The 25,498-nt window shown below is 45.7% G+C and carries 26 protein-coding genes; 19 read left to right on the top strand and 7 right to left on the bottom strand.

The window, feature by feature from the left end; translation table 11 throughout:
• Window positions 1-32: 32 nt before the first annotated feature.
• The 6 genes from AC1YY3_RS01830 to rluC form a co-directional block, all read right to left on the bottom strand.
• Window positions 33-1,379: an ATP-binding protein gene (locus AC1YY3_RS01830; protein WP_481823929.1), complete on the bottom strand. Its 1,347-nt coding sequence runs from the start codon at window positions 1,377-1,379 to the stop codon at window positions 33-35.
• Between the two features lie 32 nt (window positions 1,380-1,411).
• Window positions 1,412-2,080, bottom strand: a complete 669-nt coding sequence (locus AC1YY3_RS01825; protein ID WP_481823930.1) for a response regulator transcription factor — start codon at window positions 2,078-2,080, stop codon at window positions 1,412-1,414.
• 20 nt (window positions 2,081-2,100) lie between these two features.
• Window positions 2,101-2,355 carry a PepSY domain-containing protein gene (locus tag AC1YY3_RS01820; protein ID WP_481823931.1) on the bottom strand — a complete coding sequence of 85 codons (255 nt, stop codon included), beginning with the start codon at window positions 2,353-2,355 and terminating at the stop codon, window positions 2,101-2,103.
• Window positions 2,356-2,461: 106 nt separating this feature from the next.
• On the bottom strand, window positions 2,462-3,439 hold the full coding sequence (gene sppA, locus AC1YY3_RS01815; RefSeq protein WP_482194267.1) for a signal peptide peptidase SppA: 978 nt from the start codon (window positions 3,437-3,439) through the stop codon (window positions 2,462-2,464).
• Window positions 3,440-3,448: 9 nt separating this feature from the next.
• Window positions 3,449-4,099 carry an HAD family hydrolase gene (locus AC1YY3_RS01810; protein ID WP_481823933.1) on the bottom strand — a complete coding sequence of 217 codons (651 nt, stop codon included), beginning with the start codon at window positions 4,097-4,099 and terminating at the stop codon, window positions 3,449-3,451.
• Entirely contained in the window at window positions 4,083-5,045 is a 963-nt protein-coding gene (gene rluC / locus AC1YY3_RS01805) for a 23S rRNA pseudouridine(955/2504/2580) synthase RluC (RefSeq protein ID WP_481823934.1), read from the bottom strand. Before rluC ends, AC1YY3_RS01810 begins: the two co-directional genes overlap by 17 nt.
• A 510-nt stretch (window positions 5,046-5,555) precedes the next feature.
• Between rluC and AC1YY3_RS01800 the strand changes: the two genes are divergently transcribed.
• The 14 genes from AC1YY3_RS01800 to AC1YY3_RS01735 all read left to right on the top strand — a co-directional run bounded on the left by AC1YY3_RS01800 (window position 5,556) and on the right by AC1YY3_RS01735 (window position 21,113).
• Window positions 5,556-8,039, top strand: a complete 2,484-nt coding sequence (locus tag AC1YY3_RS01800) for an Rne/Rng family ribonuclease (RefSeq protein ID WP_481823935.1) — start codon at window positions 5,556-5,558, stop codon at window positions 8,037-8,039.
• A 65-nt stretch (window positions 8,040-8,104) separates the two neighbouring features.
• The gene (locus AC1YY3_RS01795; RefSeq protein WP_481823936.1) at window positions 8,105-8,593 is read left to right on the top strand and encodes a L,D-transpeptidase family protein; all 489 of its coding nucleotides are present in this window, start codon (window positions 8,105-8,107) and stop codon (window positions 8,591-8,593) included.
• A 67-nt stretch (window positions 8,594-8,660) separates the two neighbouring features.
• Window positions 8,661-9,464, top strand: a complete 804-nt coding sequence (gene truA / locus AC1YY3_RS01790) for a tRNA pseudouridine(38-40) synthase TruA (protein ID WP_481823937.1) — start codon at window positions 8,661-8,663, stop codon at window positions 9,462-9,464.
• Between the two features lie 85 nt (window positions 9,465-9,549).
• Entirely contained in the window at window positions 9,550-10,284 is a 735-nt protein-coding gene (locus AC1YY3_RS01785) for a DUF2231 domain-containing protein (RefSeq protein WP_481823938.1), read from the top strand.
• 131 nt (window positions 10,285-10,415) lie between these two features.
• Window positions 10,416-11,048, top strand: a complete 633-nt coding sequence (locus tag AC1YY3_RS01780; protein WP_481823939.1) for a phosphoribosylanthranilate isomerase — start codon at window positions 10,416-10,418, stop codon at window positions 11,046-11,048.
• Complete coding sequence (gene trpB, locus AC1YY3_RS01775; protein WP_481823940.1) at window positions 11,045-12,247, top strand: tryptophan synthase subunit beta; 1,203 nt, start codon at window positions 11,045-11,047, stop codon at window positions 12,245-12,247. Before AC1YY3_RS01780 ends, trpB begins: the two co-directional genes overlap by 4 nt.
• On the top strand, window positions 12,244-13,047 hold the full coding sequence (trpA, locus tag AC1YY3_RS01770) for a tryptophan synthase subunit alpha (RefSeq protein WP_481823941.1): 804 nt from the start codon (window positions 12,244-12,246) through the stop codon (window positions 13,045-13,047). Before trpB ends, trpA begins: the two co-directional genes overlap by 4 nt.
• 50 nt (window positions 13,048-13,097) lie before the next feature.
• Window positions 13,098-14,030 carry an acetyl-CoA carboxylase, carboxyltransferase subunit beta gene (gene accD / locus AC1YY3_RS01765; protein ID WP_481823942.1) on the top strand — a complete coding sequence of 311 codons (933 nt, stop codon included), beginning with the start codon at window positions 13,098-13,100 and terminating at the stop codon, window positions 14,028-14,030.
• 15 nt (window positions 14,031-14,045) lie between these two features.
• The gene (gene folC, locus AC1YY3_RS01760; RefSeq protein ID WP_481823943.1) at window positions 14,046-15,311 is read left to right on the top strand and encodes a bifunctional tetrahydrofolate synthase/dihydrofolate synthase; all 1,266 of its coding nucleotides are present in this window, start codon (window positions 14,046-14,048) and stop codon (window positions 15,309-15,311) included.
• 14 nt (window positions 15,312-15,325) lie between these two features.
• Window positions 15,326-16,177 (top strand): SPOR domain-containing protein, encoded by an 852-nt coding sequence (locus AC1YY3_RS01755; protein ID WP_481823944.1) that lies wholly within the window; start codon window positions 15,326-15,328, stop codon window positions 16,175-16,177.
• Between the two features lie 40 nt (window positions 16,178-16,217).
• Entirely contained in the window at window positions 16,218-16,709 is a 492-nt protein-coding gene (locus tag AC1YY3_RS01750; RefSeq protein ID WP_481823945.1) for a CvpA family protein, read from the top strand.
• Window positions 16,710-16,735: 26 nt separating this feature from the next.
• Window positions 16,736-18,232, top strand: a complete 1,497-nt coding sequence (gene purF / locus AC1YY3_RS01745) for an amidophosphoribosyltransferase (protein WP_481823946.1) — start codon at window positions 16,736-16,738, stop codon at window positions 18,230-18,232.
• A 33-nt stretch (window positions 18,233-18,265) separates the two neighbouring features.
• Window positions 18,266-19,447 (top strand): O-succinylhomoserine sulfhydrylase, encoded by a 1,182-nt coding sequence (locus AC1YY3_RS01740; RefSeq protein ID WP_481823947.1) that lies wholly within the window; start codon window positions 18,266-18,268, stop codon window positions 19,445-19,447.
• 16 nt (window positions 19,448-19,463) lie between these two features.
• Window positions 19,464-21,113, top strand: a complete 1,650-nt coding sequence (locus AC1YY3_RS01735) for a putative bifunctional diguanylate cyclase/phosphodiesterase (protein ID WP_481823948.1) — start codon at window positions 19,464-19,466, stop codon at window positions 21,111-21,113.
• A 116-nt stretch (window positions 21,114-21,229) separates the two neighbouring features.
• Here the strand turns inward: AC1YY3_RS01735 and grxC are convergent, their stop codons facing one another.
• Window positions 21,230-21,499 (bottom strand): glutaredoxin 3, encoded by a 270-nt coding sequence (grxC, locus tag AC1YY3_RS01730; protein WP_481823949.1) that lies wholly within the window; start codon window positions 21,497-21,499, stop codon window positions 21,230-21,232.
• 155 nt (window positions 21,500-21,654) lie between these two features.
• Here grxC and nrdR point away from each other — a divergent pair, with 155 nt between their 5' ends.
• The 5 genes from nrdR to ribBA are packed head-to-tail and all read left to right on the top strand — an operon-like array spanning window position 21,655 to window position 25,391.
• A complete protein-coding gene (gene nrdR, locus AC1YY3_RS01725) occupies window positions 21,655-22,107 on the top strand; it encodes a transcriptional regulator NrdR (protein WP_481823950.1) in 453 nt (150 codons plus the stop codon).
• A gap of 1 nt (window position 22,108) precedes the next feature.
• The gene (gene ribD / locus AC1YY3_RS01720) at window positions 22,109-23,236 is read left to right on the top strand and encodes a bifunctional diaminohydroxyphosphoribosylaminopyrimidine deaminase/5-amino-6-(5-phosphoribosylamino)uracil reductase RibD (protein ID WP_481823951.1); all 1,128 of its coding nucleotides are present in this window, start codon (window positions 22,109-22,111) and stop codon (window positions 23,234-23,236) included.
• Window positions 23,233-23,571 carry a hypothetical protein gene (locus AC1YY3_RS01715; protein ID WP_481823952.1) on the top strand — a complete coding sequence of 113 codons (339 nt, stop codon included), beginning with the start codon at window positions 23,233-23,235 and terminating at the stop codon, window positions 23,569-23,571. The genes ribD and AC1YY3_RS01715 overlap by 4 nt, the downstream gene beginning before the upstream one ends.
• An 18-nt stretch (window positions 23,572-23,589) precedes the next feature.
• Window positions 23,590-24,246, top strand: coding sequence for a riboflavin synthase (locus tag AC1YY3_RS01710; RefSeq protein ID WP_481823953.1), 657 nt, complete (start codon window positions 23,590-23,592; stop codon window positions 24,244-24,246).
• Window positions 24,247-24,260: 14 nt separating this feature from the next.
• A complete protein-coding gene (gene ribBA / locus AC1YY3_RS01705) occupies window positions 24,261-25,391 on the top strand; it encodes a bifunctional 3,4-dihydroxy-2-butanone-4-phosphate synthase/GTP cyclohydrolase II (protein ID WP_481823954.1) in 1,131 nt (376 codons plus the stop codon).
• Window positions 25,392-25,498 lie beyond the last annotated feature (107 nt).

Genomic DNA, 25,498 nt, shown 5'->3' with positions numbered 1-25,498 from the left:
TTCGGCAAGCTTTGTAGGGGCAGGCTGAAACTTTACGGCAAGTAAACCCGCCAACTCATCCCCCCTAACTCACTACTCTTGTTGCCTTCCAGTTTTCCGCCCAACATTCCGACTAAATCATAAACCACGGTCATGCCGATGCCGTGTCCGTGGATGTTTTCATCGGCGCGTACGCCGCGTTTGAGGATTTCGTTGAGTTTGCCGTCGGGGATGCCGGGGCCGTCGTCGTCTATTTGGATGAGCAGGGCGTAGTCACGGCGGTCTTTACGCGGATTTTGGGTGACGCTGACTTTTACGCGGCGGCGACACCATTTGCAAGCGTTGTCGATCAGATTGCCGACGATTTCGTACAAATCGCCTTCATCAAAATAAATCTGGCATTGTTCAGGGACGCTGATGTCGAAATGGATGGCTTTATCAATATAGACTTTGTTAAGTGATGCACTGATTTTGTTGAGAAAAGTTGATAAGCCGAGACCTTTAATCGTCTTATGGTCGCCTTTGGCGGCGGCGCGTTGGAGTTGGTATTCGACGATTTTATTCATGATGGCGATTTGCTCCTGCACTGTTTCCTTGTTATCGCTGAACGATTCGGTACAGCCATGTAAGATGGCGAGCGGGGTTTTCAGGCTGTGTGCTAAGTCGGCTAAGGTATTGCGGTAGCGTTCGAGATGGGCGCGTTCGTGGGTGATGAAGGCGTTTAAGTTTCCGGCTAAGCTTTGAAGTTCGGTTGAATATTCGCCATCCAGCAGGGTTTTTTTGCCTTTTTCAATCGCATTTAAGTCGTTGACTATCACGCGTATGGGTTTTAAACACCAACGCAATAAGGCAAACTGGATAAATAACAGTACGATGCCAATAATGACCAACCAAGACCACAAAGCTTTCCTGAACCGTTGCACTTGTTGGCTGACGAATTCGGAATCTTCTGCAACCGTGAAGATATATTCCTTTTCATCACCTAAGAGGCTTTTCCATACGATGTCGTAATGCAGGAAATAACGGCGTGGATTATCCGCTAGGAAATACGTATTACCTGCGCCCAGCTTTTCCGGCGGAACTGGCACATCCAATCCTATTGAAGACGGGGAACGCCAGATCAGGTTTTTGTTGGGTCGTTGAATAAAAGCGTAAAGTCCTGAACCGGGATTGGCAAAGCGGGGTTCAGGCAGGTTGGGGGGCAAGCTTAAGTCGCCGGAGTTTTTGGATTCAGCGGTCGATAACAGCGAGTAAATTTGGACTTGTAAGCGTTCTTTCAGGGCTTCTTCCGCACTTTCCTTGAAACTTTGTTCCAGAACGACGGCAACCAGCGCGAAGAATGCAACTAATACTAAGCCTTCTGTCGCTAATAGACGGAAACTTAAGGATTTTATTCGCACTTGAATTTCATGGTCTTGGGCAGTGGAAAAAATTAGAGAGGTATACGATAGCCCCTGCCACGTAAGGTTTCAATGGGTTGCCTGGAGCCGTCAGGATCGAGTTTTTTCCGCAATCGCCCGATGAACACTTCGATCACATTGCTGTCGCGGTCAAATTCTTCGTCGTAAATATGTGCGGTCAACACGGATTTAGTTATCAATTCACCTTTGCGGAACATCAGGTATTCCAGCACTTTGTATTCATAGGCGGTGAGTTCCAGTTTAACGCCAGAAACCAAAACTTCCTGAGTGACTGTGTTCAATTCGATGTTGTCATGCGTAAGTACAGGCTGTGCCTGACCCGCCGAACGGCGGATAAGCGCGTTAAGCCTTGCCAGCAGCTCTTCATAATGGAACGGTTTGACCAGATAATCATCAGCTCCCGCTTCCAGTCCTTCTACTTTTTCCTGCCAACGGCTGCGTGCGGTTAAGATCAAGATAGGGACGGTGATATTGTCTTTACGTAGTTTTTTTATAAGCTCTATGCCGGAAAAATCGGGCAGACCAAGGTCGATGATCGCCGCATCGATGGGATATTCCTTCCCCATGAAATAACCGTCTTTGCCCGTGTTGGCGGTATCGACCGCAAAACCTTTACTTTCCAAGTAATCATGGATTTGTTTGCATAGCGTCAGTTCGTCTTCAACGACAAGAATTCGCATGTCTACCTCTTAAGTAACTATTAGCCGATTATTGCGCCGGTTTCGGCATCGATTTTGTAATGCAGGATGCGTCCATCGGGCGTTAACACTTTGATAATGTGGACTTCCTTACCATCAATGATTTGGGTTGTTGCACCTAATACCCGTTTATTGCTGTCGCTGAGGATTTTTTGGGTGGCTTCGTGCAGGCTAACACGAGCGATGTCAATGCTGTCATCGGCGTAGCTCGTGCTAGAAAAGACTATTAATATCAGTAATTTAATCAGAATATTCATGATTACACTGCTAAGGCTGACGGTTTGTTTTACCTAATTAATTCACGCATTTATGCAAACCAGGTGAGTGCAGTTTAATTGAACGTCCTGAATACAAGCTGAATTGTTAACGTAACGACCATCCCCGCACCAAATTACTGATACCTGCACCAAAAGACGCGCCTAGCTTACCTGCAATCCGATCAACCAATCTTTCTTGTTGAGTGAAATCGACTAATGTTTCTGCGCCGATAATGTCTTTGGCGACATGATCTTGCGTTCCCATCGCATCAATAATGCCCAGCTTAACGCTTTCTTCACCTGTCCAAACTAAGCCTGAAAACATATCAGGCGTTTCTTTAAGTCGAGTGCCTCTGCCCGATTTTACGGCATTTATAAATTGCTGATGAACTTGGTTGATTAAGTTCTGCATGTATTGGCTTTCTTCGGGTTTGCTGGGTGAGAAAGGGTCGAGCAAAGCTTTATGCGCCCCCGCAGTGATTAAACGGCGCTCTACTCCCAGCTTATTCATGGTTTCTACAAACCCGAAACTATCCATTATTACGCCAATAGAGCCAACAAGGCTGGCTGGGCTGGCATAGATTTTGTCGGTTGCGGCAACGATGTAGTAGCAACCAGACGCACAGATGTCGCTAACCACGGCATGTATAGGTAGGTTAGGGTGCTCTTTTTTTATCTTTTTGATTTCATCATACACATAAGCCGACTGCACTGGACTGCCACCAGGCGAGTTGGCATTTAAAATAATTCCTTTCGTATTTTTGTCTTTTACCGCATTCCTGAGGCTTTCAATAATGCTGTTAGCATTGGCATTTTGGCCTTCTGCGATCATGCCGACTAAGTCGATGACTGCGGTATGCCCCTTTCCGCCTATTCCCATGTCTTTTTTGAATTTCGGATATAGGGTAACAGCGAGGATTGCCAGTAAATACCAAAACATCAGCAGCTTAAAAAATATTCCCCAGCGCCGTGACCTTCTTTGTTCGGTGACGGCAGCAAAGGCCAGTTTTTCGACGAGTTCGCGTTCCCAGCCTGCTTTGCCAGATGCGGTTGAGTTAACTTGATTGTCTGATTGGTTTTCCATCAATCTACCTTAAGAAATAAAAGTCAGTAATTCCGTTGCTTGCTGCAAGCATAGCAAAGGATCATATTGTTGTAGGGATTCTCGACTGTTTGCACCACAGGCAACGCCGACTGAAGGCACATTGGCGTTACGTGCCATTTGGAGATCGTGGATGGAGTCGCCCACCATCAAGGTACGATCAGCCGTTGCTTGGGTATGGTGCATGATTTCATGCAGCATTTTAGGGTCGGGTTTTGAGGCGGTTTCATCAGCACAGCGGGTAATGTTGAAGATGCTTTCCGTGCCTGTGGCTGCCAATGCGCGGGTCAATCCCGCCCTGGTTTTGCCCGTGGCAACGGCGAGTTGATAGCCCGAATTCTTTAAAAACAACAGCATATCGTATACGCCAGGGAAAAAATCATCCTGAGTGAGTTGTTTGGAGAAATAAGTCTGGCTATAGCTGGCAACTAATTTATGATTGGTAGCGGTATCAGCATTGGGATATAAAGCCTGTACTGCATTTTCTATGGATAAACCTATGGTATCTTTGGCGGCTTGTGGCTCAGGAATTACGTAACCGCATTGTTCCCCTGCTTTTTGTAGGCAATGGACTATCCAATCAATGGTATTGACCAAGGTGCCATCCCAGTCAAATACAATTACATCAAATCGGTTCTTCATTTTTAGTAAAATCAATAAATTGTTGTGGTAATGGAGCGGATACTTTTACAATTTCCCCTGAAACGGGATGCTGAAATTGTAAGGTTTCTGCGTGTAGAAACATTTTCTTATAGCCCCGATTTTTAAAGACTTTGTTGACATCATCAAAACCATAACGGTCATCGCCAATAATCGGGTGGCTTAGATAAGCGGCATGAACGCGGATTTGATGGGTTCGTCCGGTTTTGGGCGAGACTTCGACCAGAGTTGCATCTTTAAACAGCTTTAATCGGCGGAATAAAGTTTCTGAGGCTTTTCCAGCTTGGCTGATAACCACCATCCGTTCGCCACCTTTGCTGACATTTTTTAACAAAGGTTGATCTACAATCAGTTTTTTTCGCGCCCATTGTCCTGACAGCAAGGCCAGATAAGTTTTGCTCACTGTATCGTCACGAAATTGCTCATGTAAATGGCGTAAGGCACTGCGTTTTTTGGCGATCAACAAGCAGCCGGAAGTATCCCTGTCCAGCCGATGCACTAATTCGAGGAAGCGTTGCTCAGGATTTAGCTTTCTGAAGCCTTCGATAATGCCTGAATCAATACCGCTACCGCCATGTACGGCATAACCGGAAGGTTTGTTGACAATCAATAACGATTCGTCTTCAAACAAGACATTATGTTGCAAGATGTCGGTTAAACCTCGGCTGACGGGCGGATCACCATCAGCACTTTCTGCCATCCGCACCGGTGGAATTCGTACAATATCGCCGATAACTAAGCGATATTTTACGTCTACCCGTCCCTTATTGACCCTGACTTCACCTTTGCGGACGATGCGGTAAATGCGACTTTTGGGAACGCCTTTTAAGCGGGTAATGAGGAAATTATCTAGCCTTTGCTCACTATTGTCTTCGGTGATTTCTACCCATTGAACCTGGGGTGCTGGGCTTTGTTGGTCGGTATTCATAGCTTAAATAATACCAGTAGTTTGCCTTAATTGATGGATTAAATTGATGAAAAGCAATAAGGTTGCTATATTAACCTTGCTATGAAGTAAAAAAATAGAAGGCTCTCTAGGGTTTCCATCATGAAACTAGGAAAAAGTGAGTCGGTGAGGAACGAAAGTTATAAGAATAATGTCAAGGCCTCATCCACAAAGAATTTCGGGTTGGTCATTCACCCATGACGAATGAATTATTAAATCCTGTCCAACGACAGATTTTACACTAACGACTGAAAGAACAAATTGCTTAGTTAACCACTACGCGTAGCCATCGTTGATCTCATTACACTACTTAGCCATAAGGCTCACATTAGGGTCGGGATACCAAACAGCAAGTCATTTATGCCTAAAAACCGATAAATGCACATAGGACAACGAAAGCCTAAATTTTGGCGCATTAGCTAGGCGCGACGATTAAACCAGTCTGAATCAGTAAATTCTGATTATTGGAGCAGTACATAAAAAGGAAATAGAATGAAAAGAATGCTTATCAATGCCTCGCAGGCTGAAGAACTGCGGGTGGCTTTGGTAGATGGTCAAAAACTGTATGATTTTGACATAGAAGTACCTTCAAAAGAACAGAAAAAATCTAATATATACAAAGGCATAATCACCCGCGTAGAACCTAGTCTGGAAGCGGCATTTATAAATTATGGCGCTGATAAACATGGATTTTTGCCGTTCAAAGAAATTTCTCCCATCAATCTCAAAGCCCAAGACGAAACCGAAGGTGAGGTGCGCCGTAGCGCCATCAAAGACCATCTTAAGGAAGGTCAGGAAATCATCGTCCAAATCGAAAAGGAAGAGCGGGGCAACAAAGGTGCTGCGCTAACCACCTACATCAGTTTGGCAGGTACTTACTTGGTGCTAATGCCTAACAATCCGAAAGCAGGGGGCATTTCCAGGCGCATAGAAGGCGATACCCGCAATGATATGCGTGAAGTCATGGCAAGCCTTGAAATACCTGAGACGATGGGGCTTATCGTCAGAACGGCAGGTTGTGGTAAAAATGCCGAAGAATTGCAGTGGGATTTAAATTACCTATTGCAATTGTGGGATGCTATCGAACGGTCATCGACCGAACAAGCCGCACCATTCCTGGTTTTTCAGGAAAGCAATGTCATTATTCGCGCCTTACGGGATCATTTGCGGGGCGATATTGATGAAATTCTGATCGATAATGAAGAGTCGTTCAAGCTCGTCCAGAATTTCATGAAGCAGGTCATGCCGCACTTGCTGCCTAAAGCCAAGTTGTATCAGGATGCAGTCCCCCTATTTAATCGCTACCAGATTGAATCGCAAATTGAAATCGCCTATGGTCGGGATGTGTCCTTGCCATCGGGTGGGTCTATCGTGATCGACCATACCGAAGCGTTAACGTCCATCGACATTAACTCGGCACGCGCAACCAAGGGTAGCGATATTGAGGAGACGGCGTTCAACACCAACCTTGAAGCGGCGGATGAAATTGCCCGACAACTGCGGTTGCGTGACTTAGGTGGTCTGTTTGTCATCGATTTTATCGACATGATGTCCAACAAAAATCAGCGTACGGTTGAAAATCATTTACGGGATGCGTTGAAAATTGACCGTGCCCGAATTCAAACTGGCAAGATTTCACGATTCGGCTTATTGGAAATGTCCAGGCAACGGATGCGGCCATCCTTGGGTGATTCCACCCAAATCACCTGTCCGCGGTGTAAAGGCCAGGGTTCAATCCGTAATGTGGAATCGGTCGCGCTTTCCGTATTGCGCTTGCTCGAAGAAGAAGCCATGAAAAAAGGCACGGAGAAAGTCATCGCGCATTTGTCGATTGAATGCGCTACTTTCTTATTGAACGAAAAACGTAGTGCTATTGAAAGTATTGAGCAGAGATTAAAAGTTGGCATCGTCATTCTGCCTAGCAAACACCTAGAAACTCCCGCTTATGATATTGACCGTATCAGAGAAAAAGAGGGCGGCACTGATGATAAGCCCAGTTATGTGCAAATAAAAGCGGAAGATATTTCGATTCCTGAGTTTGCCCAACAGATAAAACCCAAAAGTGATAGAGCCGTCATCAAAGAATTTTTGCATGACTCACCAGCACCCGCGCCTGTACAAAACAAGAATGAGTCAGCCAGCCTGATTAAACGTTTCTGGCACAAATTGGTTGGCACAAAGCCAGAAAAAGCTAAAACTAAGCCAAATATAAAAGCACAAAATTCTTCGTCCCAGGTTGTTAGAGATGCTGGCACGGGTGAAGAAAATCGGCAAGCGAGACCACGTAACAATAACAGGCGTGGTCAAGGTTCTAACCCGAACCAAAATCCGAACCAGAACCTGAACAAAGAAGCTAATCCTGGTCGCGGCGCGCCAAGAGGGCAACAGCCGCAACGTAATGCCCGTCCTCCCAGAGGGCAGGAATCTAGATCAGCGACACCGCAAGATGCCACGCGGTCACCGAATCCGAATCCGAATAGGCGACAAGAACCCATCAGAGATTTCAAGCGGGATGTTGCTTCACCTTCTGTGGAAGATAGCAATACCAACCCAATTGTTAATGTGGCAGAAATACCAGTGCCAACACCGATTTTTTTACCTAGGCAAGAAGTCATAGGTGAAAGTGTGGTTACTGCCAACGCAGAAGGATCGGTTTCGAGTAATGATGAGCAGCGGCCGCCACGTTCTGAGAATAAAAGAAGTAATTCCAGACGTGGACCCAATCGCAGAAGACCGCGTAATCCCAATTACAAAAAACCGGATGCTACTGGCGAGGACGGCAATAATGCTGAAGGTGCGGCCAGGGAGTTTTCTGGCGAATCTCAGGCAAGTTCTGCACCGTCTTATGCTGCCGAATTCGCCAATCGTCAGGGAAGAGACGGTAGATCGGAGTCTCAAGCGAGTGCTTCAAATACTGCCCCAGAGAATGTCAGCCTAACCGTGACACCTAAACCAGATTCAGCTAATGAATCTTAAGTAGTATTGGATTAAAAAAGGTTTTTGCTAAGCTGGAATAACCACTAGCCTAGGTAATCGATATCATGATCGCAGATTTCTTTCTGGATATTTCGATTGCGGCGCAATGTTTGTCCATTATTGGTAGCGGTAAGGAAATACGACGTTATCCTGTTTCCACCGCAAAAAATGGTGCAGGTGAACAGCGTGGAAGCGAGTGTACGCCTATCGGCTGGCATAGCGTCAGGGCAAAAATTGGCTCAGGCCAGCAAATAAATTCGGTGTTTAAAGGTAGGCGACCGACTGGTGAAATCTATAGCACTGAACTGGGCGAGCTTTATCCTCAGCGTGATTGGATATTAACCCGCATTTTGTGGCTAGGTGGCTTGGAGCCAGGTAAAAACCGCTACGGAAACGTCGATACTTGCTGGCGATACATCTACATACACGGCACGTCGGATGAAGCGATGATTGGCTCTCCGGCTTCGCATGGCTGTATACGCATGAAAAATATAGACATGTTAGAGCTGTTTGAGTCTGTGGAAACTGGCGTTAAGGTCTACATTCACGAGTAATTATGTATTTGCCAAAACCGTGTAACAAAACCAGCCCAAAGACCTGAATGTTCATCTTAAAAAATAAATGACACGTATTGTTCTAGGGGTCGAATACGACGGTAGTGGTTTTTTCGGCTGGCAGTGGCAAACCAATCTACCCAGTGTGCAAGGCGAATTGGAAAAAGCTTTATCGAAAGTAGCTAACCATCCCATTACCGTGATTTGTGCAGGTAGGACGGATACTGGCGTACATGCCTTGGAACAAGTGGTGCATTTTGATGTCAACGTAGAACGTGAACTCGATGCTTGGCTGTTAGGGGGCAACTGTAATTTACCAGACGCGATACGGATTACCTGGGTTAAGCAGGCAATCGGTGATTTTCATGCCCGATACAGTGCTATCGCACGGTTATATCGCTACGTTATCTTAAACCGACCGGTAAAATCAGCATTGATGGGCAAACAAACAACCTGGTGCTATCACCCTCTGGATGCGGAGGTAATGAATAAAGCGGCGCAACACTTGCTTGGTAGTCATGATTTTTCTTCATTCAGGGCGCAAGGTTGTCAATCAAAAAGCCCAGTTCGGATTGTGCATTTTGTTGAGGTTTATCGGGATGGCGATCAGGTAATTATTGAGATATGCGCGAACGCTTTCTTGCATCACATGGTCAGAAATATTGCCGGTGTCTTAATAGATATAGGCGTGGGCAAGCAAGCAGAAGATTGGACGTTGGTCTTGCTTGCCGCTAAAAAACGGGCTGTTGGCGGCGTAACAGCCCCACCTTACGGCTTGTATTTGGAGTCGGTTTATTACCCTGATTGCTATGGGATTTCAAAGCATCCTGCGTTTAATAGATTGCCGGAAGATGCCAAGCGATTTAACTAAATAACCGTTTTTGTGAGCTAGTTACTTGCATTTTGCGGTTAATCGAGTAGATTTAATCATTCAAACTTACTACATGATAAATATGATGAATTTTTTATCCTTTCAAATACATGGCGGAGGAATTGGGGGTGGTATTGCCGCTAACCTGGAAAGCCTGTTGATATTTATTGAAGGGCTTTCAGGAAAAACGCCACCGGAAATGTTTTCTGCAATAATGCCGGGGATTGCAGGTTTGGATAACATACATCCCTTGTTTGTACATTACCCTATTGCATTTTTTACGGCTTTTTTTGTATTTGATTTTTTTGGGGTGGTAGCAAAAAAGGAAAAATGGCGGTATGTCGCAAGCAGCTTACTATACCTAGGTACAATTGCCGCCGCATTTACGGTTGTGGCAGGATTGTTTGCGGCTGATTCTGTTGAGCATGGGGAAGATGTTCATGAAATAATGGAACGTCATGAACATATCGGTATCGCCGTACTATCCCTGTCGCTTTTTCTCTCTGCGTGGCGTTTGAAGCAGTGGGGATTGCGATTAAAAAGAGGTAATACGATATTCCTTTTGTTAGCCGCTTTTCTCTGTGTACTACTGTCTTTAGGTGCTGATTTAGGTGGTCTGATGGTCTACCAGCACGGTGTTTCTGTGAACCAAGCCGCTATTTCGGCAGCAGCTCCAGCTACTGATTCAGAAGATGCAGCGGTTGCTGCGCCTGAGCAAGCTAATCATGATTTCAATAATGCCGATAGTGCCGGCGGACATGAACACAGTGATCATAGTCACGGCGGACACAGCCACGGCGGTCATAGCCATTCACATTGATTTAGCGTTCAACGAGATCCTGGTTGAACGCTGAGCTCCCATGCAAGCCTTATGATGATTTAGAGAAAATAAATGATCATTTTATGGTATTCTTACGCGCTTGAATTTTTGGTGAATCCTACGTCTTTTTTATGCGAACGCGCGTTAAAATCTGCGGCTTTACCCGTGTTGAAGATGCGGTTTATGCGGCCAGTTTAGGGGTCGATGCGATTGGTTTGGTTTTTTACCCGCCCAGTCCACGAAATGTAACGATTAATCTTGCCAATGACATTGTTAAGGCTTTACCGGCATTTGTTTCAGTTGTGGCACTGTTTGTCGATGAGCAGGAAGCTCAAGTACGCAAAGTGTTGCAGCAGGTGCAGGTGGATTGCCTACAATTTCATGGCGATGAATCACCGGATGCTTGCAGAATTTACGGTAAACGCTACATAAAAGCCGTCAGAATGCGGGAAGATACCGACGTTTCTAAATTGACGAAGGACTACTACGATGCTGACGGATTGTTGCTGGATGCTTATCATCCTTCTGCAAAAGGTGGCACAGGTAGCCAGTTTGATTGGGGGCTAATCCCCAAATACTGTCAGTTGCCGGTCATTTTGGCTGGAGGCTTGGATGCTAGCAATGCCAAATTAGCCGTAGAACAGACGAGACCTTACGCACTGGATGTCAGTAGCGGTGTGGAAGCGGAAAAAGGGTTTAAAGATAAAGAAAAAATGGCTGCATTTATTGCAGCGGTGCATCAGGGTGACAGAATAATATCATGACAGAAAAATATACGATGCCTGACGTGAAAGGGCATTTTGGGCCTTATGGTGGAATGTTTGTCGCAGAGACATTAATGCCGCCCATCCAGGAATTAAATGCAGCTTATCAGCGGTACTTAAAAGATCCCGAATTTATCGCAGAACTGGATGCGGATTTACAGCATTATGTGGGTCGGCCTTCGCCTTTGTATTATGCCGAACGCTGGAGTCGCGAGTTGGGCGGGGCGCAGATTTACCTGAAACGGGAAGATCTTAACCATACCGGTTCCCACAAAATCAACAATACAGTTGGTCAGGCCTTGCTGGCAAAACGTATGGGCAAAACCCGTATTATTGCAGAAACGGGTGCAGGTCAACATGGCGTGGCGACAGCCACCGTTGCCGCTCGACTTGGTCTTGAGTGCGTTGTCTATATGGGTGCTGTCGATGTTGCCCGGCAATCATTAAATGTTTACCGCATGAAGCTGCTCGGTGCAACCGTAGTTGCGGTTGAATCCGGCTCAAAAACTTTGAAAGATGCCTTGAATGAAGCGCTTCGAGATTGGGTGACCAACGTCGATAATACGTTTTATATCATTGGTACAGTCGCTGGCCCTCACCCTTATCCAGCTATGGTTCGGGATTTCCAGGCAATCATAGGCCGCGAAACCAAGCAACAATGCCAGGATATGATCGGCAAACTTCCTGATGCGTTGGTTGCTTGTGTCGGTGGTGGTTCTAATGCTATCGGTCTTTTTTATCCCTTCATTGATGATGAGTCGGTCAGGTTGATCGGTGTTGAGGCTGCGGGTGACGGGGTCGCTAGTGGTCGCCATTCCGCGCCATTATGTGCAGGTCGCCCAGGTGTATTGCACGGCAACCGCACTTATCTGATGGCGGATGACGACGGTGAAATCATCGAAACACACTCCATTTCCGCAGGTCTTGATTATCCTGGCGTGGGCCCCGAACATGCTTGGCTAAAAGATACAGGCCGCGCCGAGTATGTCAATATTACCGATAATGAAGCCTTGGAGGGTTTTTATGCTTTGACCCGAATGGAAGGCATTATCCCAGCACTGGAATCTGCTCATGCTATGGCATATACCATGAAACTCGCACCCACCATGCGTAAGGACGAAACTATTGTCATCAATTTATCCGGTCGTGGCGATAAAGACATGCAAACGATGGCGAAACGCGAAGGAATTGAATTATGAGCCGTTTAGCTGCAACCTTTGAACAGCTCGCCAAATCAGGGCGTAAAGCGTTAATTCCCTTTATTACCACCGGCGATCCTACGCCTGATTTTACCTTGCCGTTGATGCACGAAATGGTAAAAGCTGGTGTTGATATTATCGAGCTGGGTGTGCCGTTTTCAGATCCGATGGCGGACGGCCCTGTTATCCAACGCGCAAGCGAACGCGCTTTGGCGCATAAGATGAGTTTGAGAAAAACTTTGGCGATAGCGGCGGAGTTTCGTAAAACCGACCAACAAACTCCAATAGTGTTAATGGGTTATCTAAATCCAATCGAGGCAATGGGCTATGAAGGCTTTGCCAATGCTGCCCAACGTGCCGATATTGATGGCGTATTAACTGTCGATTTACCACCTGAAGAAGGTGAGCAATGCGCGGCTTTGCTTAAAGAACGCGGCATAGATACCATTTTTTTATTAGCACCTAACAGTACCAATGACCGTATCAAAAAAATGGCTGCTGTTGGTAGTGGGTATCTCTATTACGTTTCACTCAAGGGCGTAACTGGTGCGGGTCATTTGGATGCCGCTGATGTGGAAAATAAGCTCAAACAAATCAAGGCTATTACAAAAATGCCGGTTAGTGTCGGCTTTGGTGTTAAGGATGCAGAAACTGCCAAAACCATTGCTGCACTGGGTGACGGAGTTGTCGTTGGCAGTGCCTTAATTAGTAAAATCGAAAACAATTTAGATAGTCCAGAACAAGCTAAATCTGAAATTATTGCGCTATTGTCTGCTATGCGGCAGGCAATCGACAAATAAGGTGATGCAGTTCACTTAAATAAATGAAAGAACAGCCAGAAATAAAGAAAATGAGTTGGTTTGAAAAAATTGTTTCTTCAACGATAAGGACGGATGCGTCCAACAAAAAAGCCGCTGTTCCCGAAGGCTTATGGAATAAGTGTCCAAGCTGTAATGCGATTCTCTATAATCTCGAATTGGAAAAAAACTTTAATGTTTGTCCCAAGTGCGAGCATCACATGCGGATTTCTGCCCGAATGCGACTTGAAATGTTTCTCGATGAAGAAGGTCGAGAAGAATTTGGCAAAGGCATTAAACCCACCGATCCTTTAAGATTTAAAGACAGTAAACGATACAAGGATAGGCTCAGTCAAGCGCAGAAACAAACCAAAGAAAATGACGCGCTACTGGTAATGAAAGGTCAATTACAAGGTCAAGATGTCGTCGCTGCGGCTTTCGATTTCAACTTTATGGCGGGTTCTATGGGGTCGGTCGTCGGAGAAAAATTCGTTCGAGGTGTGAATAAAAGCCTGGAATTGGGTGTTCCTTTTATCGTGTTTACGGCGAGTGGCGGTGCGCGGATGCAAGAATCCTTGTTTTCTTTATTTCAGATGGCAAAAACCAGCGCAGCATTAGCCAAACTGGCGGAAGCTGGAATCCCTTATATTTCTTTCATGACCGACCCGACGATGGGCGGAGTATCGGCGAGTTTAGCCATGCTGGGTGACCTCAATGTAGCTGAACCCAATGCCTTGATCGGTTTTGCAGGACCTAGAGTTATCGAGCAAACTGTACGAGAAAAACTGCCGGAAGGTTTTCAGCGCAGCGAATTTTTGCAAGAACACGGTGCTATCGACATGATTGTCGACCGACGCGAAATGCGCGATAAGATTGCGGCACTGCTGGCGATGATGACAGAGAACAAAATTGCTACCGATGAACCAGAGTCTGAAATTATCTCAAAAGAAGATGATGTAACACAGCTTTCTAAGCAGGATACCTAACTTACCTATCTTCAAATGGCTCATTTCGATACGTTGAAGGGTTGGTTAAGTTGGCAGGAAAGCTCACATCCTTTAACTATAGATCTGGGTTTGGAGCGGGTAGCAACGGTTTATGCCGCGCTCAATCCTGCTGGCGTTAAGCCGCTTACCATCACAGTTGCAGGGACAAACGGAAAAGGTTCGTGCATTGCGTATCTTGAGGCGATTTATCGGGCGCAAGGTTATCGGGTAGGTGCTTATACGTCCCCACATATTTTAAAATACAACGAACGCATCAAAATAGATGGGCTACCTGTATCGGATGCCACTATTTGCCAAGCATTTGAACGTATCGAAAATGTGCGAGATTGTACCTCGCTGAGTTATTTTGAGTTTGGCACCTTGGCAGCATTAGACATATTTTCCCACGCCAATCTTGATGTACAACTGCTTGAAGTCGGTTTAGGTGGGCGCTTAGATGCCGTTAATATTATCGAACCTGATGCTACCATCATCAGCAGTATTGGTATTGACCATGTGGCGTGGCTAGGCGAAACCCGTGAGTCCATCGCTTATGAAAAAGCCGGAATTTTTCGGGAATCTGTACCCGCAATCGTTGGTGATCCATCACCTCCCAACGCATTAATGCAAGTCGCCGATGCTAAAAATGCCTATTTTTATGCGATAGGCAAGGATTTTGGCTATACCAAACAACAAAACGGCTGGCAGTGGTTTGCAGGTGAAAAACAAATCAACCAGTTGCCTGAGCCAGCATTGAAAGGTGAGCATCAATATCGCAATGCCTCTGCTGTGATTTTGGCAACTGTACTACTCGCTGATAAACTGCCAGTCAGTGAGCAGTCAATTCGACAAGGAGTGCAAAATGTTCAACTGCCTGGGCGCTTTCAGTTGCTCGAAGGCGATATTCCCGTGCTTTTGGACGTAGGACATAATCCTGAAGCGGTAAGAACTTTGGTTGAATATCTGAGTCAAAATTTTCCCAACCGACGTATCCATGCTATCTTTTCCATGATGAGAGATAAAGATATTGATGAGGTTCTCAGGATTATGAACCCTGTGGTATACGACTGGTTTTTTGCACCCCTAAGCAATATCAGGGCAGCAACAGAAGCTTTAATGCGAGAAATTTTTTCACAACATGCAATGGATAACGTGTCGTTTGGTTATACTGGTTTCGCAGATGCCTTCGCTTCTGCAAAAAAACAGGCGGGTAAAGGTGACTTGTTACTCGTATTTGGTTCTTTCTTTTTAGTGTCTGATTGCTTGGCTGAATTTCAATAGGGTAGGTAGAAATAATGGATCATGAATTAAAACAACGTTTGATTGGTGCGGTTGTGGTAACTGCGCTCGCTGCTATATTTATCCCCATGTTGTTTGATGACCCCGTCGATAATAGTGGCAAAACCGTTACCGAATTAACGATTCCGCAAGCACCTACTGACGTTACCTCAGAAACCGCGCAAAAGCTTCCTGCCAACAAGGAGCAGGTGATGAGTAGGCCGGAAATTGAACTCAATGCTGCTGAAGTTGATGAAGAAGGTCATGTAAACTCGACAGGTGAAGAACAGGCAATATCCCCGTCTGCTGGCGTACAAACCGAACAACAAAAAATAGCGGAGTCTGCAACCGGAACAACAAGTTCGGATATAAAGGAAGTGGAATCTGTTAAAGAATTAACACTTCAACAATCCAGTCAAGACAATGACGAGCCATCACTGGATACCGGTGTAGTAGACGAAGCAAAACAAGCTAAAGAGAGTCAAGATAATACGGTTAAACCTATAGCGACTGTAAAAAAACCGGTAGTAAAAACAGTAGTTGCCGAGAAACCAAAAGCTAAAGTTGTTGCGCCTGCGGAAAAAACCGTCGAAAAGACCAAGATAGCTGCTAAAACTCTGAAAGAACCTATAAAAAAATCAACTTCAAAACTAGTGCGTTACTCCATACAAGCGGGTAGTTTCAGTAAGAAGGAAAACGCCCAAACCTTAGTAGAAAAGCTTCGCAAACAAGGAATGCCAGCATCCATAGTAACAAAAGGTGATTTATTTCGTGTCAAGATAGGACCGGCGTTAGACAAAGCCAAAGCCAAGGAAATGAAAGCAAAGTTGGATAAACAAAATATCAAGGGTTTGCTTACTTCCGAATGAAGTAAGGTTGTTCAATACCAAGAGTTGTTGATTTATAAGCATGATTTGGGTCGATAACGCCATTATTGCCTTGGTGGCAATTTATACTGTATTCGGCATTATCCGTGGGTTTGGGCAGGAAGCCTTTGCTATAGTCGTCTGGGTGATTGGTACAATAGTTGCTTGGTTTTTTAGTCAAGACTTTGCAATTTTGTTGTTGAAGTTTTTCAGCACCAGCTCGACCAGACTCGCAGTCTCTTTTATAGCATTAATCCTTATTACCCTAGTGATGGGCGGTATAATTAAACTATTATTAGGAGAAAGCGTAAAACAAACAAGGCTTACTTTTGTTGACCGTTTTGGTGGGTTGATTCTGGGTTTTGGTCATGGCTTGCTTGTGGTATTTGTCATGATTTTGGTAGCTGGGATAACACCCTTACCCAAAGATCGCTGGTGGCAACATTCAAAATATATTCCACCTTTTCAATCACTTGCCAGTTCAGTAAAAGGCAATATCTCGTCTACTGTAGCAAGTGCCATCAATTATCGTTAACGCCCGTGTGGCAGGTTAAAAAAACAATGTGTGGTATTGCGGGTATCGTTTCACATCAAAACGTCAATCAAGAACTCTATGATGCACTGACGGTTTTGCAGCATAGGGGACAGGATGCCGCCGGTATCGTCACCTGTGAAGATGGTCGCTTGTATTTGCGTAAAGAAAATGGTCTGACCCGCGACGTTTTTAACAATGCGGAAATGATGAAGCTGAAAGGCAATATGGGCATCGCCCATGTGCGTTACCCGACGGCGGGTTGTGCAAGTTCCACCGAAGCGCAACCGTTTTATGTCAACTCGCCATTCGGCTTAACATTGGCACATAACGGCAACCTGACCAACACGGAAGAACTCAAAACAGCCTTGTTCGTTGAAGACCAACGCCATATCAATACCGATTCGGACTCTGAAGTATTGTTGAACGTGTTTGCCCACGAATTGCAAACTTTAGGTAAGCTGAAATTAACTGTTGATGACGTATTCCAGGCTGTTTCCGGCGTTCATCGTCGTTGCCGTGGGGCTTATGCAGTGGTTGTCATGATTGCAGGTTTTGGGGTTTTGGGCTTTAGGGATCCACACGGCATCCGTCCCGTGGTATTTGGTGAAAGAAAGACTGGGCAAGGTTCCGATTTCATGATCGCATCCGAAAGTGTTGCATTGGATGTCTTGGGCTTTGATCTTATTCGTGATATTGCGCCAGGTGAAGCCATTTTTATTGAGGAATCAGGCAGGTTTCATAGTCAGCAATGTGCGGAAAAAACAGACCATTGCCCGTGCATTTTTGAATACGTCTATTTTGCCCGCCCTGATTCCATCATCGACAATATCTCCGTCTACAAAGCACGATTGCGGATGGGCGAAAAGCTCGCCGAGAAAATCCTGCGTGAATGGCCTGACAATGATATTGATGTGGTCATCCCGATTCCCGATACCAGCCGGACTGCTGCTTTGCAGATGGCTTATCTGTTAGATGTCAAATTTCGTGAAGGTTTTATCAAAAACCGCTATATCGGTCGAACGTTCATCATGCCCGGACAGAAAATGCGGGAGAAGTCAGTCAAACAAAAGCTCAATGCCATCGGTCTTGAATTTGAAGGAAAAAATGTATTGCTGGTTGATGACTCAGTGGTTAGAGGAACGACATCGGCGCAAATTATCCAGATGGCGCGCGATGCTGGCGCAGCAAAAGTGTATTTTGCCTCGGCTGCGCCGCCCGTGCGTTATCCTAACGTCTACGGTATTGACATGCCCGCCGCCAATGAACTGATTGCCCATAACCGCACCGAAGACGAAGTTTGTGTCGCAATTGGTGCTGACAAGATGATTTATCAAGATTTGGAAGATTTGATTGAATCCGTTGCGCGTGGTAATCGCAAAATAAAGCACTTCGACACCTCTTGTTTTAGCAAAATCTATATTACTGGTGATGTAGATGACGCGTATCTTAATCGTACTGAAAGCCTTCGCAACGACGGCGCACAAGCCAAACGAAATACCTTGGATTTTGTGGCCGAAATGTAATTTTGCAACATTTGTGACACTGTTATTTATTAAATGAAAGACATAGACTGGAAAAATTACGGCCTTGAAACCCAGGCAATAAGGGCAGGGCAGCATCGCACCCATGAAGACGAACACAGCCTGCCGATTTTTGCGACTTCCAGCTACGTGTTCAAAAATGCAGAGGAAGCATCGCTGCGTTTTACCGGACAAAAGCCCGGTAATATCTACTCCCGCTTTACCAATCCTACCGTAAACGCGTTTCAGGAACGCCTCGCACTTATGGAAGGCGGTGAGCGATGCTTGGCGTTTGCCTCAGGCATGGCGGCAATCTTGGCGGTTGGTATGGGTTTGTTGAAAGCCGGCGACCATGTGGTTTGTTCGCGGGGCGTGTTTGGCAATACTGTTTTGTTGTTCCAGAATTATTTCGGCAAATTTGGCGTTGAAACGGATTTTGTCGATTTGATAGATACAGCGGCCTGGGAAGTAGCCATTAAGCCCAATACCCGGTTTTTATTTCTGGAAACACCGTCTAATCCGCTTATCGAGATTGCAGATATTGAATTATTAGCTACTATTGCACATAAGCATGGCTGTTTGTTAATTGTAGATAACTGTTTTTGTACCCCAGTTTTGCAAAAACCGTTCGCATTGGGCGCTGATATTGTCATTCATTCAGCAACCAAATACATCGATGGACAAGGGCGTTGCGTGGGTGGTGCGGTTATTGCCAGTAACGAGATTATCGAAAAATCGATTTATCCGTATTTACGTACGGGCGGTGCGACCATGAGTCCATTTAATGCCTGGGTGTTTTTGTCAGGGTTGGAAACTTTGGCAGTTAGGATGAAAGCGCATTGTGACAGTGCGTTTGAATTGGCGAAGTGGTTAGAGCAATGCCCAGCAGTCAGCAAGATACATTATCCTGGCTTGGTTACGCATCCTCAGCATGAGCTGGCGAAACGTCAGCAAAGCCATTTTGGTGGGATAGTCAGTTTTGAGTTACATGGCGGTAAGGAACAGGCATGGAAATTGATCGATGCAACGGAAATGATCTCAATTACTGCAAACTTGGGTGATGTTAAAACGACAATCACCCATCCGGCAACGACAACGCATGGTCGTTTAACGCCTGAAGTTAGGGAGTTGGCGGGAATAAAAGATGGACTGGTCAGGATCTCGGTAGGTTTAGAAAGCATAGAAGACATCAAAAGGGATTTAGCACGGGGTTTGTAACACAATAGGAAACATCATGGTTTTGGCAATTGTACAAAGTTTATTCGCCGACAACGTTAGGTTACTCAAAAGCGAGGCATCTAAGACCGCTTATCAAGGCATGGGGATAGCGGTTGCGACGGTAATTATCGCTACGAGCCTGGTTTGTTTTGTTGACACAGGCACACTTTCGATTGAGGGGCTTTGGAGAGCTCAAAAACATAATATTGCCCTTTGGATATTAAATTGTATGCCCTTTGTGTTTGGAGTTTGGGGGCAGTATTCTAATTCCATGATTGCTCACCATGCAGGAGCAATGATTATTGACCAAACTCATGAGTTGCGTACCAAAACGGATGACTTGGAAAAGCAGACAGCGTATGTATCCACTCATGATCGACTGACTGATTTACCCACCAGAGCGTTGTTTTATGATCGCGTAGAAAGGGCGATTAACGCTACCATTTCGACTGATAAGCCACCTCGTAGCCTATCTATCTTGCTGATTGAAATAGAGAATTATAAAGACATCTACGAGGCTCTGGGCAGAAACAGCAGCGATTTGATACTCAAACAAATTTCTACCCGTCTGCAAGGTGTAAGTCTGGAAAGGGACGATATTGCCAAAATCGACAGCAGTGTGTTTAGTGTTTTGTTATCGGCACAATCTGATGTCGGTAGGGCGGAAGAGTTCGCAAAACAAATCCAAAAAACCATGGGAGTGCCTTTCAAAGTAGACGGATTGCAAGTTGCCATACATTCTGATGTAGGTATCGTGCATTTCCCAGAACATGGTAAAGATGTTGACACCCTCGTCCAAAGAGCCGGAGTTGCCCTACGAATAGCGCAAAAAGCCATCAAAGGCTATGCCACATACGAGCCGTCTTTTGACAAACAGACTCCACTGAGACTTACCTTAATATCGGAATTAAAACATGCTATAGAGCGGGATGGTCTGGAGTTGTTTTATCAGCCACAAGTCTCCATAAGAACAGCCGAAATCTGTGGTGTTGAAGCCTTACTGCGTTGGAATCATCCGGTACACGGCTTTATTTCGCCGGATGAATTCGTGCCAATGGCGGAACGCAACAGAATGATTAGGGCATTAACGCAATGGGTGTTACGGCGAGCATTCAGGGATTGTGCCAACTGGCATAAACAAGGCTTGCCGTTCAAAGTTTCTGTCAATTTATTGGCTAAAGATCTGCACGATCCAGAGCTGCCCGATTTAATATCAGGCGTGGCAGTTTCCGCAGGCATTAAACCGGACTGGATTATACTTGAGATCACCGAAGGATCGGTCATGTCTGATCCTGATAGGGCGTTAGAAGTGATTAAACGGCTATTTGAAATGGGTTTCCAATTTTCAATTGATGATTTTGGAACAGGTTATTCTTCCTTGGCTTACCTAAAGAAGCTTCCGTTAGCAGAGATCAAAATTGACAAAGCGTTTGTTATGGATGTTTTGAACAGTGAAAATGACGCTGCTATTGTTAAAGCCACCATTAATTTGGGGCATAATCTCGGCCTTTTGGTGACCGCAGAAGGCGTAGAAAGCAAAGAAGTCATGAGCAAGCTAAGGGAATACGGGTGTGATGTTGCCCAGGGATATTTTTTTAGCAAACCGGTATCGGTGCAAGACTTTAATCAGTGGGTGAGCGATGCACACTGGAAAATTGCTGGCTGATAGCTTGAGAATCTTTGTATAAATCCTTCGACAAACTTAGAGGAAGTTGAATTAACGTTTGCAGAATTCTGATTACGGCGAAGAAAAAATAAAAATTTGTAATCTTTCTTGAATTCTCAAACAGCTATTTCCGCATCAGACAGCAGATCATTCAGTTTTTGACTCCGCTCCAACGCAAAAAGCTCATCAAAACCGCCCACATGAAAATCGCCGATGTAGATTTGCGGTACGGTGCGGCGTTTGGTTTTTGCCATCATCTCTTCTCGTAATCCAGCTTCTTCATCGACATTGATTTCCGTGTACTTTACCCCTTTCTGGGCTAGCAAACGCTTTGCCATGATGCAATAAGGGCAGATTTTGGTGGTGTAGATGATGATTTCGGTCATAAGCTGGTTTGTTAAACACTAAAATGTCGTTATTTTATAGATAATCCAGAACTTACTCAATTCGGCACAGTGCTAGGGACACCAATAGTATGGGATAATAAGCGCATGATTTTTCAGTTATTCCCTAGACGTTCAAATATAAAGTTGGTTCAACAATGAGATGTCCATTTTGCGCCACCCAAGATACGCGGGTGATTGATTCCCGATTGGCTAACGAGGGCGACCACGTTCGGCGGCGGCGCGAGTGTATCGCCTGTAAGGAACGTTTCACCACCTTTGAAACTGCAGAACTGACCTTGCCGCGCGTCGTCAAGCGCAATGGCATCCGCGAGCCATTTGATGAAAACAAGCTGCGTTCTGGTATGTTAAGGGCGTTGGAAAAACGGCCCGTTGGCAGTGATGACATTGAAGCCGCCGTCAACCGGATCAACAAAGAATTGCTGACCAGCGGCGAGCGGGAAGTGACAACGCAAGAACTCGGTGAAAAAGTGATGCGGGAATTGAACCTGCTGGATCATGTCGCGTTTGTGCGCTTTGCTTCCGTGTATCGTAGTTTTCAAGATGTCAGCGAATTCACTGATATGATTGAAGGTCTGCAAAAGAAATAACATGCCAGCCCAAGATCAACTAGATGCTTTTTACATGGCAAGGGCAATCTATCTAGCAAAGAAAGGTTTATATACCACAGACCCAAACCCCCGTGTTGGCTGTGTCTTGGTCAAAGATGGCAGGATAATTGGCGAAGGTTGGCATAAACAAGCGGGTCTGCCTCATGCCGAAGTTGAAGCGCTAAACAATACAACCGAAGACACAAATGGCGCGACAGCTTATGTCACCTTAGAACCTTGCAGCCATCACGGACGAACACCGCCGTGTTGTGAAACGCTGGTCAAAGCAGGCATTAAACGTGTGGTTGCCGCCATGCAAGACCCTAATCCAAAGGTTTCTGGAAATGGCTTTGCTTGCCTTAAAGCCGCAGGTATTGAGGTAAGTTGCGGTGTGCTGGAAGAAGATGCTCGTGTATTAAACCGTGGTTTTATCATGCGGATGACCGAAAACCGCCCGTTTGTCCGTAGCAAACTGGCGATGAGCCTGGACGGGCGTACCGCGATGGCATCCGGCGAAAGCCAATGGATTACTTCGCCGGAAGCCAGGGCGGATGTGCATCGCTTACGGGCGGAAAGCTCGGCGATCCTGACCGGCATCAATACCGTACTCGCAGATGACCCGTCCTTAACGGCGCGGATAGATAAAGAAGTCGTACAACCGATTCGGGTGGTGCTGGATTCCCACTTGCAAATTCCGACGAATGCCAAGATGCTGGGATTAACGGGGCGGACGATAATCTTAACGTGTAAACAATCGAATGCCGTTTGTCCTGAGCTTGTCGAAGGACATAAAGACAAACTCCAAAAATTACAAAATGTGGGTGCTGAGGTTTATCAATTGCCTGAAAAACAAGGCCGACTTGACCTTGCCGAAGTCATGAAATTTTTGGCTGGACAGGAAATCAATGAAGTTTTAGTCGAAGCAGGCGCGGTGCTGAATGGCGCGTTATTGGCTGAAAATTTGATGGATGAATGGGTTATTTATATGGCAGCGAAAATTCTAGGCGACCAAGGGAGAGGGTTATTTCATTTGCCAGGTTTGGATAAATTGTCTGGTAGTAAGGAAATGAAATTTAAAGATGTTAGGCGGGTGGGGCAAGATATAAAAATTATAGGAGCATTGCGATGATAAGTTTTTTAAAAAATAAAGAACCTAAAAAGTACTCTGAAAAAGCTCAGGAGAAACGAGCTGAACAATTTATGAATGTCTCTACAAATGTTTTTACAGCAGTAATAGTAGGTGTTCTTGTAGTTCCCTTAACTGAAATGCTAAAAGCAAGTTTCGATTTAAGCGTAAATGCTGATTCGTTTACTTATATGGGGTTAGCTGAGAGACTTCATTCTCATCCATTTAGCGTATTATTTTTTCTAATATTTTATTTTGCGGCACTTCTGTTTTCGGCATGGTCAAGAAAAATGGCTCTGGATATTTATGATCGCCTTGATGAAAATCAGCAAATATAAAATAAACAATAAGTTACCATGTTCACAGGAATCATCACCGCAATCGGCAATATAACCGCCATCGAACCCAAAGGCGGCGACTGCCGCTTAACCATCAATACCGGCAAGTTATCGCTATCTGACACGCAACTAGGCGACAGCATAGCCGTCAACGGTGTGTGCTTGACCGCAATTGAACTCGGCAAGCAGCACTTCTGCTCGGATGTGTCCAACGAAACCTTATCCAGATCGACCTTGAAACATGCCGTGGTCGGTACACCCGTCAATCTGGAACTGGCCTTAACACCCACAACCCGCATGGGTGGGCATATCGTTAGCGGGCATGTGGACGGCATCGGTGAGCTGGTTGAGCTTAAGCCGGATGCCCGTTCCTGGCGGTTGTCGTTCAAAGCACCAGATGAATTGGCAAAATATATCGCCGAAAAAGGCTCTATTACCATCAATGGCATTAGCCTGACTGTCAATACCGTGAATGGCGCTTTATTTAGTGTTAACATCGTGCCCCATACGCTTAAGGAAACGACTCTTGCGGATATAAAAGTAGGTGGTCAAGTCAATCTTGAGGTCGATTTATTGGCGAGGTATTTGGAACGACTGCTTCAGGGCGATGCCGCCGCCAAACCAAAAACTGCAATTACTGAAGCTTTTTTACAAGAAAACGGCTTCCTCCGTTAATTACATAGACATAAATGAACACCATCGAAGAAATCATAGAAGACTTACGTCAAGGTAAAATGGTCATCATTATGGATGATGAAGACCGTGAAAATGAAGGCGATCTGGTTATGGCGGCTGCTTTTACGCGCCCAGAAGATATTAACTTTATGGCGCGGTATGGTCGTGGTTTGATTTGCCTGACCTTGACCAGTGAGCGTTGCCAGCAGTTGCGTTTGCCGTTGATGATTAATGAAAACAAAACCACGCACTCGACCAATTTCACCGTTTCGATTGAAGCCGCAACGGGCGTGACCACAGGCATTTCCGCTGCCGACCGCGCCCGCACTGTGCAATGTGCCGTGGCGACAGATGCCAAGCCGGAAGACCTGATCCAGCCGGGACATATCTTCCCGCTGATGGCGAAATCTGGCGGCGTGTTGAATCGAGCAGGGCATACCGAAGCGGGTTGCGACTTGGCAAGATTGGCAGGCGTTGAACCTGCCGCAGTTATCGTCGAAATCCTTAACGAAGACGGTTCGATGGCGAGAAAGCCGGATTTGGAGACATTTGCCCAGCATCATAACCTCAAAATCGGTACAATCTCCGACCTGATCCATTACCGCATCCAGCATGAAAACACCCTGGAACGCATCAGCGAATGCGCTTTCCCGACTGAGTTCGGGGATTTTCGACTCTATGCTTATCAGGACAGGAACGATAATAACCTGCACTTGGCATTGGTCATGGGGCAAGTATCTGACGGTGAACCTGTTTTGGTTAGGGTTCATGCTCGGAATTTATTGGATGACGTGTTTTCATCCAAACGCACTGACCGCAGTATCCCGATGCGTATCGCCATGCAGAAAATAGCCAAAGAAGGTCGTGGCGTGTTGGTTGTCATCCGGCAAAATGAAAGTAACAAAAACCTCGTGGAGTTAATCCACCGCTATCAGCTTGAAGACAATGGTGTAGCGATACCTGAATCACAGCCACCCGACTGGCGCATGACGGGGACGGGTGCGCGAATCTTATCTGACCTTGGCGTACATAAATTGAAGGTATTAGGCGCACAGAAAAAATACGTCGGCCTTGCAGGATTTGACCTGGAAGTGACGGAGCATGTGAGCTGTGAGGCGTGGGAAGGCAGTGAGATAAGTAAATAAAGAAATTCCCTCTCCCCACGGGAGAGGGCTAGGGTGAGGGGAATAAAACGTAATTTTTAAAACCCTCATCCCAACCTTCTCCCAGAGGGAGAAGGAGATTTGTGAAT

Source organism: Methyloglobulus sp., assembly GCF_964779595.1.
The sequence above is the reverse complement of the archived record's forward strand: the minus strand, read 5'-3'. Positions and strand labels throughout refer to the sequence as shown.